This window comes from Corynebacterium sp. HMSC04H06 (assembly GCF_001815935.1).
In the GTDB taxonomy this organism is placed as follows: Bacteria; Actinomycetota; Actinomycetes; order Mycobacteriales; family Mycobacteriaceae; genus Corynebacterium.
Genome location: NZ_KV823408.1, coordinates 1 through 854, shown reverse-complemented (window position 1 = coordinate 854; position 854 = coordinate 1). Strand labels below are relative to the sequence as shown.

The 854-nt window shown below is 54.3% G+C and carries 1 pseudogene; it reads right to left on the bottom strand.

What is annotated here, in order from left to right:
* Nucleotides 1-34 precede the first annotated feature (34 nt).
* Nucleotides 35-854 (bottom strand): annotated as a pseudogene (locus HMPREF3067_RS02285) (IS3 family transposase); the annotation flags it as partial.

The window sequence follows — 854 nt, the reverse complement described above, 5'->3', positions numbered from 1 at the left end:
TGAACTGGCCCCCGAAAGTTGGACTGGTTTAATTCTAGGCGGTTAGGGCTTCAAGGGTCTGATTTCGATATTGCATCGGGGGTCAGACCCTTGAGTCGTTGTTGGATGCGTTCGGCGTTGTACCACTGGATGTACTCGTCGATCGCCTGGTTGAACTCTGCGACGGTGTCGAAGACTTCTCCGTGGTACATCTCGGTTTTTAAGTGCCCGAAGAAATTCTCCATGACCGCGTTGTCGTAACAGTTGGCTTTACGCGACATCGACTGAACACCACCGTTGTCATGAATCAGGTTGCGCCAGGACGAATGCTGGTACTGGAAACCTTGATCGGTATGCATCATCCACCCAGGCTCAGGCGCACACGTTTTAATCGTCTTAGTTAAAGAATCGGCGGTAAACGCTGTCGACGGCGATGTAGCCACGGTGTGGGCAACGATTGAACGGTCGAACAGATCCATCACCGGTGACAGGTAGACCTTGCGGCCTGCGACCCTGAACTCGGTGACGTCGCTGACAAAGACGGTATTTGGCTTATCTGGGGTGAACTTGCGGTCAAGTGTGTTGTCGGCAATGTGGCTGATCGTCCCGTTATAGGAAACATATGGCCTGCGCTGGCGGACCTTGGCTCGAAGCCCCATCTCGCGCATGAGTTTGTAGACGAGCTTGTGGTTGACCACCCACCCCTGGTTGCGCAGGTCAAGTAGCACTCGTCGGTAGCCGTAGCGATGCTTGTTACGCTCGAAGCTTCCCCGGATCGCGTCTTTGAGCACAGCGTGCTTATCCGGCTCGCTGAGTCGTTTCTGGTGATAGAAGAATGTCGACCGTGCCATGCCGGCCGCATCCAAAAGGTATTG